Origin of the sequence: Baia soyae, assembly GCF_004341445.1 — a bacterium.
Taxonomy (GTDB): Bacteria; Bacillota; Bacilli; order Thermoactinomycetales; family Thermoactinomycetaceae; genus Baia; species Baia soyae.
Map to the genome: position 1 here is coordinate 45323 of NZ_SLXV01000001.1, position 14724 is coordinate 60046.

The 14724-nt window shown below is 42.1% G+C and carries 14 protein-coding genes and 1 pseudogene; 13 read left to right on the forward strand and 2 right to left on the reverse strand.

The genetic code is table 11. The features are described from left to right. The first annotated feature begins 15 nt into the window (after positions 1–15). Positions 16–1362: an aminomethyl-transferring glycine dehydrogenase subunit GcvPA gene (gene gcvPA / locus EDD57_RS00195; protein ID WP_131847156.1), complete on the forward strand. Its 1347-nt coding sequence runs from the start codon at positions 16–18 to the stop codon at positions 1360–1362. After that, a complete protein-coding gene (gcvPB, locus tag EDD57_RS00200; protein ID WP_131847158.1) occupies positions 1359–2816 on the forward strand; it encodes an aminomethyl-transferring glycine dehydrogenase subunit GcvPB in 1458 nt (485 codons plus the stop codon). Before gcvPA ends, gcvPB begins: the two co-directional genes overlap by 4 nt. A gap of 23 nt (positions 2817–2839) precedes the next feature. On the opposite strand, the gene EDD57_RS00205 is transcribed toward gcvPB, so the two are convergent. Further along, complete coding sequence (locus tag EDD57_RS00205; protein ID WP_131847160.1) at positions 2840–3190, reverse strand: hypothetical protein; 351 nt, start codon at positions 3188–3190, stop codon at positions 2840–2842. A 262-nt stretch (positions 3191–3452) separates the two neighbouring features. On the opposite strand from EDD57_RS00205, the gene fadH reads away from it, so the two are divergent. The 9 genes and pseudogenes from fadH (at position 3453) to EDD57_RS00245 (ending at position 12834) form a co-directional block, all read left to right on the forward strand. Next, positions 3453–4220 (forward strand): 2,4-dienoyl-CoA reductase, encoded by a 768-nt coding sequence (gene fadH / locus EDD57_RS00210; protein WP_131847162.1) that lies wholly within the window; start codon positions 3453–3455, stop codon positions 4218–4220. Positions 4221–4355: 135 nt separating this feature from the next. Continuing rightward, on the forward strand, positions 4356–6302 hold the full coding sequence (gene ptsG, locus EDD57_RS00215; protein WP_131847164.1) for a glucose-specific PTS transporter subunit IIBC: 1947 nt from the start codon (positions 4356–4358) through the stop codon (positions 6300–6302). A 339-nt stretch (positions 6303–6641) separates the two neighbouring features. After that, complete coding sequence (locus tag EDD57_RS14270) at positions 6642–7550, forward strand: alpha-helical endospore appendage domain-containing protein (RefSeq protein WP_165873611.1); 909 nt, start codon at positions 6642–6644, stop codon at positions 7548–7550. A gap of 30 nt (positions 7551–7580) precedes the next feature. After that, positions 7581–7796 carry a hypothetical protein gene (locus tag EDD57_RS00220; protein ID WP_131847166.1) on the forward strand — a complete coding sequence of 72 codons (216 nt, stop codon included), beginning with the start codon at positions 7581–7583 and terminating at the stop codon, positions 7794–7796. Between the two features lie 146 nt (positions 7797–7942). Then, positions 7943–8341 (forward strand): IS200/IS605 family transposase, encoded by a 399-nt coding sequence (gene tnpA, locus EDD57_RS00225; RefSeq protein ID WP_131847168.1) that lies wholly within the window; start codon positions 7943–7945, stop codon positions 8339–8341. A gap of 4 nt (positions 8342–8345) precedes the next feature. Further along, a pseudogene (locus EDD57_RS00230) lies at positions 8346–8960 on the forward strand (nuclease/transposase family protein); the annotation flags it as partial. A 264-nt stretch (positions 8961–9224) separates the two neighbouring features. Next, positions 9225–10043 (forward strand): lipoate--protein ligase family protein, encoded by an 819-nt coding sequence (locus EDD57_RS00235; protein WP_131847170.1) that lies wholly within the window; start codon positions 9225–9227, stop codon positions 10041–10043. A 198-nt stretch (positions 10044–10241) separates the two neighbouring features. Next, on the forward strand, positions 10242–11996 hold the full coding sequence (locus tag EDD57_RS00240) for a serine/threonine-protein kinase (RefSeq protein ID WP_131847172.1): 1755 nt from the start codon (positions 10242–10244) through the stop codon (positions 11994–11996). Positions 11997–12093: 97 nt separating this feature from the next. Continuing rightward, positions 12094–12834, forward strand: a complete 741-nt coding sequence (locus EDD57_RS00245) for a metallophosphoesterase (RefSeq protein WP_131847174.1) — start codon at positions 12094–12096, stop codon at positions 12832–12834. A 22-nt stretch (positions 12835–12856) separates the two neighbouring features. Here the strand turns inward: EDD57_RS00245 and EDD57_RS00250 are convergent, their stop codons facing one another. Beyond that, positions 12857–13090 carry a DivIVA domain-containing protein gene (locus tag EDD57_RS00250; RefSeq protein ID WP_131847176.1) on the reverse strand — a complete coding sequence of 78 codons (234 nt, stop codon included), beginning with the start codon at positions 13088–13090 and terminating at the stop codon, positions 12857–12859. Between the two features lie 139 nt (positions 13091–13229). On the opposite strand from EDD57_RS00250, the gene mntR reads away from it, so the two are divergent. Beyond that, positions 13230–13664 carry a transcriptional regulator MntR gene (mntR, locus tag EDD57_RS00255; RefSeq protein WP_131847178.1) on the forward strand — a complete coding sequence of 145 codons (435 nt, stop codon included), beginning with the start codon at positions 13230–13232 and terminating at the stop codon, positions 13662–13664. 81 nt (positions 13665–13745) lie between these two features. After that, positions 13746–14723 (forward strand): patatin-like phospholipase family protein, encoded by a 978-nt coding sequence (locus EDD57_RS00260; protein WP_131847180.1) that lies wholly within the window; start codon positions 13746–13748, stop codon positions 14721–14723. The last annotated feature ends 1 nt before the right edge of the window (position 14724 follow it).

The following is a 14724-nucleotide window of genomic DNA, read 5'->3' on the forward strand; positions in this document are numbered from 1 at the left end:
AAGGAGGAGAAGAGGATGACATTTCGTTATTTACCAATGACAGAACAAGATCGGAAGGAAATGCTGGAAACGATTGGAGTCCAGACAACAGAGGAATTATTTGCAGAGATTCCTGAAAATGTCCGTTTCCATGGGGAATTAGCGATTCCGAAAGCATTGCCAGAACCATTGCTAGTGAAGCATATGCAACGTTTATCGGGGAAAAATGCGAACTTGGATCAATATGCTTCCTTTTTAGGAGCAGGCGTGTATGAGCATTACGTACCAAGTGTAGTGAGCCATGTCATCTCCCGTTCAGAGTTTTATACAGCCTATACTCCTTATCAGCCAGAGATTAGTCAGGGCGAGCTACAAGCTATCTTTGAATTTCAATCAATGATTTGCGAGCTAACAGGCATGGATGTAGCGAATTCTTCGATGTATGATGGTCCAACTGCTCTAGCAGAAGCGGCTGCCCTCGCTTTTTCTCATACGAAGAAGAAAAAAGTAGTTGTGTCCAGAGCGGTTCATCCAGAAGCTCGTGAAATTCTATTGACGAACGCAAAAGGACTTGGCTATGAAGTAGTCGAGATTCCGTTGCAAGATGGAGTGACCGATCTAGCTTGCTTAGAAGGAGTTGCAGATGAAGATACAGCGGCGGTTATCGTTCAGTATCCAAACTTCCTCGGAAATCTGGAAGACCTCGGCCAAATTGAGCAAATCGCACATAAGCACAAAGGGTTGTTAGTTGTAAGCTCTAACCCACTTTCTTTAGGAGTCTTACAACCTCCAGGTGCTTTTAAGGCGGATATCGTAGTAGGAGATGCACAGCCACTTGGAATTCTTCCGCAATTTGGTGGTCCGCACTGTGGCTACTTCGCGACAACTAAGGCATTGATGCGTCGTTTACCAGGACGTATCGTGGGGCAAACCGTGGACGAGGACGGAAAACGCGGTTTCGTACTAACCCTACAAGCTCGTGAGCAACATATCAGGCGTGATAAAGCAACTTCTAACATTTGTTCGAACCAAGCGCTGATGGCTCTAGCCGCTTCCGTTTACATGTCAGCGTTAGGGAAACAAGGAATGCAGGATATAGCATCATTAAATGTGAAAAAAGCCCATTATGCGAAGCAACGTTTGTCACAAGTGAGTGGAGTTGAAATCGCTCATGAGAAACCATTCTTTAATGAATTTGTGATCAGAGTAACTGGCCCTGTGGATGAGGTCAATCAAAAGCTATTGAAACAAGGAATTATGGGTGGTTATGATTTAGGTAAGGCTTATTCAGAATATCAAAATCATATGTTAGTAGCCGTAACCGAGCTTCGCACCAAAGAAGAAATTGAACAGTTGGCAGTGGCATTGGAGGGACTACTATGAGCAAAGAGACAGCGAAACAACTCATTTTTGAGATGAGTAAGCCGGGTCGTATTTCTTACAGCTTACCTGCAAGCGATGTACCTGAAACAGAAGGACTTCCTGCACAATTCATGCGTGAAGTCCCAGCTGAGTTACCAGAGGTTGCAGAGCTAGACCTCATGCGCCATTATACCGAGTTATCACGTCGTAATCACGGAATTGATAACGGTTTCTACCCACTTGGTTCTTGCACGATGAAATACAATCCAAAAATTAATGAAGATGTAGCTCGCTACCCAGGATTCTCTAAGATTCACCCGTATCAAGCAGAGGAGACCGCACAGGGGGCATTGCAATTGTTGTTTGAATTGCAACGGGATCTATCTGAGATTACGGGTATGGATGATGTGACAGTGCAGTCAGCAGCTGGTGCACAAGGTGAGTGGACGGGACTCATGATGATCCGTGCTTACCATGAAAACCGTGGTGACCTCTTGCGCAATAAGGTGATCGTGCCAGACTCTGCTCATGGTACCAATCCAGCTTCCGCGACTGTGGCCGGCTTTGAAACGATTACAATCCCTTCCAATGAAAAGGGCTTAGTCGATGTAGAAGCATTAAAGGAAGCTCTTGGCAACGATACTGCGGCGTTGATGATGACCAATCCAAATACACTGGGGCTTTTCGAAGAAGAAATCAAATTGATCGCAGACTTAGTGCATGAAGCAGGCGGACTCCTCTACTATGATGGGGCCAATGCCAATGCGATCTTAGGCTATGCTCGTCCAGGAGATATGGGATTTGATGTGGTACATCTAAACCTGCATAAAACCTTTACGACTCCACATGGCGGTGGTGGCCCTGGTGCAGGTCCAGTAGGCGTAAAGAAAGATTTAATTCCATATTTACCGAAACCGATGGTTCGCCAGCGTGAAGATGGTAGCTATTTCTTCGATCATGACATGCCTCAATCGATCGGACGAATCAAAGGGTATTATGGAAATTTCGGTATCTTGGTTCGTGCGTATACGTATATTCGTACCATGGGTCCAGACGGTCTAAAGCAAGTATCCGAGTATGCCGTGCTAAATGCGAACTACATGATGCACCGCCTAGCGTCTTATTTTGATGTACCGTTTACCCAGCACTGTAAGCATGAGTTTGTCCTATCAGGGAATCGCCAGAAGAATCAAGGGGTTCGTACCTTGGATATGGCGAAGCGCCTCTTAGACTTTGGTTATCACCCACCTACGATTTACTTCCCGCTTATCGTGGATGAATGCTTGATGATTGAGCCGACCGAGACAGAGAGTAAGGAAACGTTAGACAAATTTATTGACGCGATGATCCAAATCGCTCGTGAGGCAGAAGAAACACCTGAAGTCGTTCAAGAAGCACCTCATCATACGATCGTGAGACGTCTTGATGAAGTAATGGCGGCACGGAAACCTGTGTTACGTTATAGCAAATCATAAATGAAAACAAGAAAATCCCCTCTCTAGGGGATTTTCGTTTCGTATACAGTGCCTTCTTGAATTGTTTGTTTTTGAGCGCCTTCTCTTTCTAATTCAAATCCAATCCATAATAAGTTAGCTAATTTCGTCTTAACAGACTGTCCCCCAAATTCAAACAATCCGTCTTCCCATTCAACTGGGCACCTTACATTCCACTCCCATGCAAGTGTATCTGCGGCGGCTAATGTTCGAAAAACGGCTTCTGGAGGAGTTACATCTTCCCACATTGTTGTAAATGTAATTTCATATTGACTGCGATTTCTCCAGTAAGGTTCACAGTTTTCAATTTGTAGAGGTAAATCAATTGCTTCTGAAACTAATCGAAAGATAAGCATGGCCTTTTCTTGTGTTTTCGCATCTACGTATAGGCTCCATTGAACCCGAAAGTTACTACGGATAAATATCTTCCTTCCATGGTGTATGTATTTGATGTCTTTATAAATGTTATAGAAAGATAAAGAAAAGATCAATTGTAAAAAAATAGGTACCTTCCAAACTGGAGTAAGAAACATTACCTTGACGTGAGAAGAACTCTCATCTAGGCTTAAGTGAGAGATTTATTTAAACAATCAATATTCATAGAGATGAGGCGGCAAGATGAGAGGAAAAACGGTCATCGTCACGGGTGGAAGCAGCGGTATGGGGAAAGCAATGGTTGGGCGCTTCTGTCAAGAGGGGGCGAACGTGGTCATCTGTGCTCGTAATGAAGAGCGTATGCAAGAAGTGAAAAAGGAATATGAAACGTTTCCAGGTCAGGTATTAACCTTTGTCTTGGATGTGAGAGAAGAAGAGAAAGTAAAAGAGATGGTCGAAACGGTCCATGAAACCTTTGGTAGCATTGATCATCTTGTAAATAATGCGGCAGGTAACTTCGTCGTCCCAGCAGAAAAGCTTTCGAATAATGGCTGGCGCTCCGTTATTGATATTGTTTTAAATGGTACATGGTATTGTACCAATACAGTTGGGAACTATTGGATTGAAAAAGGAATTAAAGGCTCGATTGTAAACATTGTGGCTACATATGCTTGGACTGGAGCGGCTGGTGTCGTTCATTCTGCTTCTGCCAAAGCAGGCGTACTCGCGATGACTCAGACACTAGCTGTAGAGTGGGGTAGCAAGTATGGCATTCGATTAAATGCGATCGCACCAGGCCCAATCGAACGTACAGGTGGAACTGATAAGCTGATTCAAGACGAAAAAGCATATAAAATGGTCGAACGACAAGTACCGTTAAAACGTTTCGGCACACCGGAAGAGATTGCAAGCGTTACGAAGTTCTTATTATCCGAAGAAGCTGGCTTTATCAACGGAGATTGCATCACTGTAGATGGCGGCCACTGGCTATCAGGTTTCCGCTTTTTGTAAGATGTAAATAGACACCCAAGCATGAATGAGCACCAAGACGAATTCGTCACTCATTCATGCTTTTTCTATTCTTGGACAAAATAAACAACATGATACAAGAATCTAATTTGTCTTTTGTTAACAGGAGGGTAAAAGGTGTTTAAAAATCTATTTGGAAGCCTACAGAAAATTGGTAAATCCTTAATGCTTCCAGTGGCGATTCTTCCAGCGGCAGGTTTGCTATTAGGGATAGGTAGTGCGCTAGAAATTGGATTAATGTCCCAAGCAGGAGATATTATATTTGCGAATCTAGCCCTCATTTTTGCGATCGGGGTAGCAATCGGACTAGCAAACGGGGATGGGTCAGCTGGTTTAGCTGCCGTGGTTGGTTTCTTAATCATGAATGCTACGCTTGGACAGATGGCCATTCTTCGTCACCTGAAAACAACTCCCGTACTAGGGATAAAAACCATCTCAATGGGGGTTTTTGGTGGGATTCTCATCGGGGTTGTAGCGGCTTTATTATATCGGAAATTCCATGATATCGAGCTTCCGCCGTTTCTAGGCTTTTTTGCGGGTAAGCGATTTGTACCCATTGTTACAGCGGCTACCGCTTTTGTTCTCGGTATTATTTTTGGGTTTGTGTGGCCACCTATTCAAGCCGGAATTGATGCATTTTCACACATGGTATTACATGCGAATCTTGCTTTATCAGCCTTTATCTTTGGTGTTATTGAGCGGGCATTGATCCCATTTGGACTTCACCACATCTGGTACGCTCCATTCTGGTTTGAGTTTGGAGAGTATGTGAAATCCACGGGAGAAGTAGTGAAAGGAGATGTGGCCCGGTTCTTCGCTGGCGACCCTACAGCAGGAACATTTTTAACGGGGAAATTCCCATTCATGATGTTTGGTTTACCTGCGGCGGCGCTCGCTATTTATCAAGAAGCTCGGCCAGAAAGAAAAAAAGTGGTTGGAGGAATTATGCTTTCAGGGGCTCTTACCTCCTTTTTAACAGGGATTACAGAGCCAATCGAATTCACGTTCTTATTTGTAGCTCCGGTATTATTTGCGATCCACTGTATATTTGCGGGAATCTCATTTATGACCATGGCGCTTTTGAACGTAAAAGCAGGACTCACTTTTTCCGGGGGAGTGATCGACTATCTCCTTTACTGGAAAATTAGTACAAACTCATGGGTGATTATCCCTGTTGGTCTTGCTTTCGCAGTCGTCTACTATTTTGGATTCCGGTTTGCGATTCGCACGTGGAATCTGAAGACTCCTGGGCGGGAGGATGAGACGGAAGAAGGGATCGACTCGGTTGATACGGATGATCGTCCTGATTCTCTCGCTTATGAAGTGATAGAAGCTTTCGGTGGCAAAGAAAACTTGACTCATCTGGACGCATGTATTACACGACTCCGTATTCAGGTCCAAGACCCTTCAAAAGTAGACAAGGCGAAATTAAAAGCGCTAGGAGCTGCGGGGGTTATGGAAATTGGGAACAATATGCAAGCGATTTTCGGCCCCAAGTCCGATCAAATTAAGGAACAAATGAAAGACATTATAGCCGGGAATACCCCTAAACCGGTAGATAAGGTGGAAAGTCCGGTTAAGGCAAATGAGACATGTTCCATCGGGACTGGGTCTGAAACGGAAATCTTCCTAGCACCTATGACAGGTAGAGTCTTACCAATTAAGGATGTTCCTGACCCCGTCTTTGCAGATAAGTTGATGGGTGATGGATTTGCGATCGATCCAACAGAAGGAGTCGTAGTAGCTCCAGTAGATGGAGAAATCGTAAACTTATTCCCATCCAAGCATGCGATTGGCATTCGCTCCCAAAGCGGCCGGGAAATCCTCATCCACATTGGCATTGATACTGTGCAATTAAAAGGAGAAGGATTCACCGCCAAAATTGCACAAGGGGATCACGTTAAAGCGGGACAAGAGCTCGTAACTTTCGATCTCGACTATGTCAAACAACACGCTAAATCCATCATCACCCCAATCGTCTTTACCAACCTTAAAGAACAAAAAATCGAACTAAAGACAACCCAATGTCAAAAAGGACAGCCATTACCCATTACCATTCAATAGCAAATGAAAAAAGCACTCAAAAACAAGGGTGCTTTTTTCATTTGTCCAGGATATTACATCCAAACGCTACCAACTTCTAATAGGCGTGGAACCAGCATCTGAACGATATAGTGCAATTCCATTTCTAGTTACTTAATTTCGTATCGAAAAGCTGTACCAATAATGAGCCTTTTTGTTACACATAACGAAATTGCACCTTTAATAGGCTCATGTTGAATTTCACTCCCAAAACTTCCACCAGATCAAATCGATAATTAGACTATACATGAGTTTCCATAACATAAATATCTACATATGATGAATATTATAAATCATATTCTATAACAAAGGAGTGAAAGTATGTCTCAAGCAAATATACCTAATATTTCACCTAACATAAACATTACCCGAGAAGATGCCGTAAACCTGCTACTGTCGTCGATTGCATTAGAAGAACTAGGTCTTAGCCATATCATTAATGCAGAGGGGGAAAAGCTTCAATACGTTTTAGGAACCCTTCCAGGAGTCTCTACTCCTTTTCAACCTTCACTTAGCGACTTACTGACAATCAATGCAAGTGTTCGCGATACCATTAATGCGATTGGAAAGAAAGAATATATCTTAAATGAAAAATTAGAAAATGTACTAGAAACACCTGTTACGATAGGACCTACGGGACCGCCAGGGCCTCCAGGACCAACAGGGGGACCTCCAGGGCCTCAAGGGCCTCAAGGTCCAGCAGGATCTGCAGGACCTCAGGGACCTCAGGGACCAGCAGGGCCTTCGGGGGTTGCAGGATCAATAGGTCCGCAAGGTCCGCAAGGTCCGATAGGACCTACTGGAGGAATTGCTTCTTCTTTTGCAAATGGGGATTCGACTTCTAGGAATTATCCTGTAGGAGCAATTACTTCTGTTATATGGGATATCGTTGAATATGTTGGAACTGGTATTAATATTGCAACCGGTTCTAGTGCGATTGTACTTGATGGAGGTCATAGTTATTTAATTTCTTCGACTATTACTGGTCAACCTGATGGAGGTAACGATGATATTTCGTTATATCAAACACTTTTAGATGGGGTGCCATTGTTCGTGCCTTCAAATGGATATATATATGCTGCTAGTAATAGTTCAAGTGTTACGGTTGCAAAAACTATTCAAGTTTCTTTGCCGAGTCAAACCCTTAGCATGGCATTTAATGCTTTAGGTGCTTCTGGAGCTGGTCTTGATAATGGAACAGCTAATATTACTATTTTGCAAGTTACTTGATCACGTAGTAAAATAAATGAGGAAAAATAAGTGGATGAAAGAGTAAAGTACATGGATGAAGCGATCAAAGGGAGAAGATTCCTTGGTTATACTGGACTTCTTAAAGAGATTTGGATGGAACTAAAGCAAGATAAAGTGGTTCAAGATGCAGAAGACGAAATAGTTGATCTTGTTCATGTAAATGATGCGCCAGAAGAGTGTACTTGTCCAACCTGTAATTCGAACTTACAGAATTTTGCTGACTGAAAGCCCACGGTTTCAATCGTGGGATGAAAAAACTACATATTGTTGCTCTAGCATCCCTGCAAGGGGATGCTTAGAGCAACAATATGTAGTTTTGATTTTTTGTTTTATTCGTTGCAGTTATTAGTGTATACTAATACAATTGATTTATGGAACAAGAATATCGAAGAACTCAAACGACTGTATCTTCAATCAACTATCATTTTGTTTTCTGTACACGCTATCGAAGAAAGGTATTGATAAATCAAGTGGAAGAACGATTCAAACAATTCATAGCAGAAATGTGCCAGGAAAATAATTGGCTCATTGTGGCAATGGAAGTCATGCCAGATCATTGTCATTTATTCTTGAATTGTCTTCCGACAGATTCCCCATCAGATATCATGGCAAGAGTGAAAGGAGTGACATCTAGACGATTGAGACAAGAATTCAAACATTTGTCGCATCTGCCGAGTCTATGGACACGTTCATTCTTTGTTAGTACAGCAGGCAATGTATCCAGTGATACGATTAAGCGTTTTGTAGAAGCACAGAAGAAAAGGGGATGATCCTATACCGACGATCACACTACGTTTAGAACTACATAAACCCACTCAATCCAAGCAACAAATCTATCCACAAATAACTGAGATGAATACATCTTTTGCTAACTGGCTTCTTTTGCATCCAGAGGTAAACAAGGCAACTAGTACGATCTCTAAGGAATTCTCAAGTGATTCATTTCCTTCTGCTGTCGTGAATCAAACGATTCGTTAAGTAAAATCACAAAAGAAAATACAGCATGCGAAGAGTTTTCGTAAGATATGGTGTTGCTTTAACAATCAAAATTTGAAGGTGGAAAGGAGTAGCGAATTTTTCACTGTCTCTCTCCCCACGCTTGAAAGCGTGTAGGTGTTCCTGTAGTGGCGAAGCCATTCCAAATTGCGTGGTTGAATCGGACTATGGACGGAACGGTGAAACAAGGAGCCGGAAAACTTTATCAGAAGAAAAAGAAATGGTATTTGGCGATCCCCATCACTTGGAAGAAATAACCTTCTCAAGATAAGAAGATAATGGGAGTTGACTTGGGTCTTCGTTATCTAGCGGTTGCTAGTGTTGGGACTAAATCACTTTTCTTCAAAGGGGCAGGTTGCTTATTATCGTAGGCGATATGCAGCCAGAAGGCGATAATTAGGAAGAGCAAAGAAACTACAAGCAATCTTGTATACGCGGGAATCGAGATAAGTCTAATCGAAAAGGACTTCGCTTCCACTGTAAGCGGTGTGACTATATCTGCCATGTGGATCTGAATGGGGATATTTAGCAAAAGCAATATCTGGGTAAGTAGCCTAGCATACTGGTAACAGGTATGTCGCCCATGTGGGTACATTTCTAACTGCATGGGAGTGTCAATATTTATCGGTGTACAGATACACGAGGAGGGATAATAAAATGAACAACAAATGGCGGCTCATTCCCTACCAACCACACGCTCCGGCATGGAATATGGCGCTAGACGAAGCGATTTTAACAGCCATCAGCGAAAACCAAGCTCCACCCACTCTGCGATTTTATGGCTGGAATCCAGCAACTCTTAGTATTGGATATTTCCAACGATCTGAAAAAGAGGTTAATCTTGAGCGATTGAAGGAGTTAGGCTGGGGTTTTGTTCGCAGAATGACAGGCGGCAGAGCTGTTCTACACGACTCTGAACTAACTTATAGCATCATTGCCCCAGAAACGCATCCATCGGTACGAGGAAGCGTGTCAGAGTCCTACTGCTATCTAAGCCAAGGTTTACTCCGTGGATATCAGAATCTAGGGATAGAAGCAGAGCTTGCCCCTCCGATAAAGGCTTCGAAAGAACTCCATTCAGCAGCCTGTTTTGATGCCCCCTCAGATTACGAACTAGTTATTCATGGACGAAAAGCGGCAGGGAGCGCGCAAGTCCGCCAAAAAGGAGTTGTCCTGCAACATGGTTCTATTTTGTTAGACCTAGATATAGATCAATTATTTGAAGTACTGACGTTTTCAACGGAAGAGATTCGAAATGCTAGAAAACAGGATCTAGAGCAAAAAGCCGTTTCAATTCATCAATGTAGTTCAAAGCAGTTTGATATACAAGAGGTTGAACATGCCTTTACACAAGGATTTATTGAAGGGTTGGAGCTGGATACTGAAGTGGGAACGCTTAGCTCCTATGAGGAAGAAATGGCGCACCAACTCGTTCAAGACAAATACGCAAATGACGATTGGAATTATAAGCGATAGCCTATACGATTCTAATTTTCATCTTCTGATTCTCATTTGTGGAAATTTGTTCACATTATAATATTTCTACAGCTAAACAATATCTTGATTTTTAATATACTTAAGTTTAGGATGAAGAGGATTCCCAAATAATTTATTTGTATTTATATTCTATCATTATCACTTCTAAAAATTTGTTGTGTGAGGGTGGTACTACCGTTGGCTAAATCATTTCACTCTCAGTTTGTGAAGAGATTTCAAGTAGAAGATGAGATTCAATTTTCATCTGGAAAGCTTTTGCAGGCACGTACTCATGGAGGAAAGCGTGTATTTCTCCAAAGCATTCCAATAGAAGGTCAAACTTTGCCTGAGGATTTTCGAGAGCTTGCGTTAAAGTTTCAACATCCTCATCTTGCCCCGATTATTGATGTAATGGTGGACGAGCATGAGGTCATCTTGGTTCATGCCCCCTTTTCAGGTGAACCACTCCCATTGCTCGTGACGAAAGAGCGCCCCATGAAGCCGTTAAAAGCTTTAAAAGTAGCGAAAAGCTTGCTACAAACCATTCGAGAACTACAACGCAGAAACTTCCCGCTTCGGACTACGCTAGATCCTAAAAACATTTTATTAAGTGGATCGGAACCTTTGCTCTTATTCTATTATTTACATGATGAAGTCAAGGTACAGCGTGATCAGAAGTGGAGAGATCTCCTATTCTTCCTTCTCACAGGCTATCAACCCTCTAAGAACCCGAAGAATAATAAATTATTCTTGGAAAATAACCTAATTCCTCGTAAATTACAAAAACTCGCTTTGAAGTCTTGGAAAACAAAAGTGAGTCTGGAAGAAGTTATTGGGCAAGTAGATAAGCTATTGAAAGATCGGAGTCTTGAGTCTGGTCGTAACCCGGGAGGATTGCGTAAAGTCATCATGTCGACTGCTGTAGCGCTCATTTTAATCGCAACGGGTGCACTGGTTGGGAATTATTATTTAAATCAATCAGATGCCAAAGATCCAGCGAAGAGTGAACAAAAAAAGGCGATTTTCCAGATCAAATCGAATGGTAAGAAGCATGATTTTGCTTCCAAATCAGATTATGCCTTTGATTCGATGGAAGAGTCTACTGTCCTACAAGGAGAGCTTGATTTTGATGAAACATTTGATGATTTCAAGGCAACGATGGAAAAATCAGATGGAGGACGTTTTGAGCTTCTAATTAAACGAGATGGTCAAATTATCTCAGGATCTTCACAAGGTGCACGTAGCACTACGTTTGGAGCAAAAGGAGTTCCTTTTATTAAACCAGGTAAGTCATACGAGTTTTATGTCTACCATACCTCACTTGCTCCCGTACGAGTGAAAATCGTGGATAAAGAGACCAAGGAAGCATTTGTACTTCGTGGGACGAATCCGATACAAGGTACGTTAAAACCGGTGTTTACCGCGGGTAAAGGAGTAACCTTACAAAATCCTGGTCTTCAAAAGATTGACGACACTTCGCAAGTAGATAGCGATTTTCTACCCGATCAACCGTGGATGTTGAATACAGGTATTGGAATTGCAAAAGGATCCGATTTAACCGTTATGCCTAAGACGCAGATTGCCATCCCAATCTCAAGTTCGTTTACCAATTTCTTGGTCGGACTGTCTCAAGATTCAAATACTCCATTTGAGATTAAATTGAATTCCGTGGATGGTATCACGTATGTAGTGGAGTGGTCGAACGGGAAAGTATCGTTATTACGTAACTCAGGTACGAAGATTACAGAAGTAGACTCTACTCCTATTCCGAAGTTAGCAAAGAATAAGCCCATAGGCTTCTCGTTAAATGTAACGAATAGTGATATGGTCATCAACATTAACCAAGGGTCAGAAGTGAAGGCAACCTTAAGTTATTCGGAAAAAACTTCGCTATCATTACGTGATCTATTTATTGATAAATCGGCTCAACCATATAAATTGTTGGAAAAATAAATAACAGATGAAAAAGCAAGAGGATCAATCGATCTCTTCTTGCTTTTTTTTTCGTAATTAGAGTATTGTGTAGTTGTGAGAAAGGAATGGTACTTGCATGGCAATCTTTTCAATTGCGGATCTACATCTATCGTTCCAAAGGCCTGTTGACTTATACGAGATTGATCCCGAAAGAGATATCAGGAAGCCAATGGAGCTGTTTGGCTGGGATCAACATTATCATCGAATTCGAGATGAATGGATTGAGAGAGTAAAAGAAGAAGATACCGTTCTCATTCCCGGAGATATTAGCTGGGCGCTACGATTGGAAGAGGCCCTATATGATTTTGGATGGATTGATCAGTTGCCTGGGAACAAGGTTTTTTCTCCAGGTAACCATGAGTATTATGTTCATAGTAAGAAGAAGATTCGTGAAGCTTTGCCTGAGCGTATGACATGGCTAGATGCCGATTTTACTGTTGTAGAAAATAAGGTAGTAGCTGCGACTCGAGGCTGGATGCTTCCAGGGGATTATGGTTACCAAGAATCAGAAGATCGCAAGATTTACGAGAGACAAGCTGGAAGGCTAAAAATGGCATTAGAGGCGGGGCGTAAAGAACATCCCGATCTGCCTATCATAGTGATGCTTCATTACCCACCTTTAACCCATACAGGGAAAGAATCCAAGTTTTTCGATCTCCTGAAGGAATATGAGGTTTCCGTATGTGTGTATGGACACCTTCATGGGAAGGATGCACATGAAGATGCTATTCAAGGAAATGTAGAAGGGATTGAACTTCGTCTGGTTGCTTGTGATGCGATTCAATTTGGTCCTGTTCCCATTTGGAATGATGAATAGAAAAAGCCGAGATGTACTAGCATTAGCTAGACACTCGGCTTTCATCTACTAAATCAATCTCTTTTACTATGTCGCGTAATTGTTTGTTTTCGTTTCGTAATCGTGTAATTTCTTGTCGTAGTTCTTTTAGTTCGCTTACATCTTCCTCGTAACAAATGACGATTTCGTTTAACCACTGATCTACTTCACCTGGGATATAGCCCCAGAAAGACTTATTAAATTTCTTACTTGGAATATCAGATGGGGTGATTCTCATAAAAAGCGAATCCTCCTTTGATCTTCATTATAACGGAAATAGGATCTTTTTGAGGATGTTTTTGTAACACTTTCATTGAGCTAATACGTAACATCTGATAAAATGACTCTGGTTATATTGATTTAAAGGGGTGGTTTATTTGGCAACACCAAGTATGGAAGATTATCTAGAGAACATTTATCAATTAATTGATCAAAAAGGATATGCACGTGTGTCAGACATAGCAGAGGCGTTATCCGTTCACCCCTCGTCAGTTACGAAGATGGTTCAAAAACTCGATCAAAATAAATATTTGGTTTATGAAAAATACCGTGGTTTGGTTCTAACGGCTAAGGGTAAAAAAGTAGGAAAGCGCCTTGTAGACAGGCACCAGCTATTAGAGAAATTTCTCCGCTTGATTGGGGTGCGTGAGGAATTTGTTTATGAGGATGTGGAAGGAATTGAACACCATCTGAGTTGGGATTCTATCACCTGTGTGGAGAATTTAGTTTCCTATCTAGAAAACAATCCAGAAGTGGTTCAACACCTCATCTCTACCAAAGCTGCTGAAGAGACTACGGAGCAAGATGAATAAATTAACCCTTGGAAGTCCTGTTCCTAGGGTTTTTTTCATACACATGGATAAATACATTCTTTTTTCGAAGAGGTGGGTCATGTGTGGGCAGATGCAGTATTTGAGGGTGGCGGTGTAAAAGGGATTGGACTGGTCGGGGCATTAACGGTGGCTGAGAAAGAGGGATACAAATGGAAAAACGTAGCAGGGACCTCGGCGGGGTCGATGATTGCGGCTCTTACTGCGGCGGGCTACACAGCAGAGGAGCTTTACGGGCTTCTCCTCGATCTGGATTTTACATCGTTTTTACCGAAGACGATATACCATCGCATCCCTTATGTCGGTCCGGCACTACGTATGTGGATTAAAAAAGGGATTTACTCGGGTGATGCACTGGAACATTGGCTAGAATGTCGTTTGGCTGAGAAAGGGGTTCGGACCTTTGGTGATTTGCAGGATGTTGGCCTGAAAATCATTGCTTCGGATATCACACAAAAAATGCTCATGATTCTGCCAGATGATCTAGCGAGCTATGGCCATGATCCAGCAACGTTTTCGGTTGCAAAAGCGGTTCGAATGAGTTGTAGTATTCCTTTCTTTTTTGATCCGGTGATGTTATATCATTCGCCTTCTGGGAAATATAGTTGTATTGTAGATGGAGGGGTATTAAGTAATTTTCCCATTTGGATTTTTGATTCAGATTGCCCTCGTTGGCCTACTTTTGGCTTTGATTTAAACAATCCAACCAAAGAGAAGAAGGGATCAGTGGCAGAAGTACCTGGACCATTAAACATGTTTTTATCGTTGTTTTATACGATGATGGACGCTTATGATAACCGTTATATTCGGTCGAAGGACCAGATTCGTACGATCTCTGTCCCTACTCTCGGAGTTAAAATAACTGATTTTTCACTAAGTAAGGAAAAGAAAGATACCCTGTATCAATCTGGGATGAAAGCAGGAGAAGCGTTCTTCGAGGGTTGGACATTTGATTCTTATTTACAAGCACGTGGCAAAAGCCGCTCTACCCAAATCAACTTTGGGAAAAATGATGAGCCACCACTTCAGAAAGGAAGTTAAT

Coding starts and splice junctions, on each gene's coding strand:
- EDD57_RS00245 (WP_131847174.1), top strand. CDS start 12,094: ATGGCAATCTTTTCAATTGCGGATCTACATCTATCGTTCCAAAGGCCT.
- gcvPB (WP_131847158.1), top strand. CDS start 1,359: ATGAGCAAAGAGACAGCGAAACAACTCATTTTTGAGATGAGTAAGCCG.
- gcvPA (WP_131847156.1), top strand. CDS start 16: ATGACATTTCGTTATTTACCAATGACAGAACAAGATCGGAAGGAAATG.
- EDD57_RS00235 (WP_131847170.1), top strand. CDS start 9,225: ATGAACAACAAATGGCGGCTCATTCCCTACCAACCACACGCTCCGGCA.
- fadH (WP_131847162.1), top strand. CDS start 3,453: ATGAGAGGAAAAACGGTCATCGTCACGGGTGGAAGCAGCGGTATGGGG.
- EDD57_RS14270 (WP_165873611.1), top strand. CDS start 6,642: ATGTCTCAAGCAAATATACCTAATATTTCACCTAACATAAACATTACC.
- tnpA (WP_131847168.1), top strand. CDS start 7,943: ATGGAACAAGAATATCGAAGAACTCAAACGACTGTATCTTCAATCAAC.
- EDD57_RS00205 (WP_131847160.1), bottom strand. CDS start 3,190: ATGCTTATCTTTCGATTAGTTTCAGAAGCAATTGATTTACCTCTACAA.
- EDD57_RS00250 (WP_131847176.1), bottom strand. CDS start 13,090: ATGAGAATCACCCCATCTGATATTCCAAGTAAGAAATTTAATAAGTCT.